Source organism: Bradyrhizobium sp. WSM4874 (assembly GCF_055811835.1).
In genome coordinates this window covers 1-341 of the sequence record NZ_JBVVPR010000240.1, presented here as the reverse complement: position 1 = coordinate 341, position 341 = coordinate 1, and the positions used below count along the sequence as shown (strand labels likewise).

1 protein-coding gene is annotated in these 341 nt (G+C 59.2%); it reads left to right on the top strand.

Going from position 1 to position 341, the window contains the following annotated elements; translation table 11 throughout:
* Positions 1 to 341 (top strand): IS110 family transposase (locus AC0L3P_RS40200; RefSeq protein ID WP_473309484.1); only part of this gene is annotated, 341 nt, incomplete at both ends.

The window sequence follows — 341 nt, the reverse complement described above, 5'->3', positions numbered from 1 at the left end:
CACGCGAGATCGCGGCGCTGGGCCACGCTGTCCGCATGATGCCGCCAGCCTACGTGAAGCCTTACGTCAAACGAAACAAGACCGACGTGGCGGATGCTGAAGCCATTTGTGAGGCGGTCACCCGCCCGACAATGCGGTTCGTACCGGTGAAGACTGCCGAACAACAAGCGGCCAGCATGATTTTGCGAACGCGAGAGCTGCTGATGAGGCAGCGCAGCCAGACTGCAAATGCCCTACGTGCTCATATGGCCGAATTGGGCATTATCGCCGGCACAGGCATGGCAAGCATCGCAAAACTCCTGGTGCTTCTCCGGGACGAAAAAGACAATAGGATCCCCGGC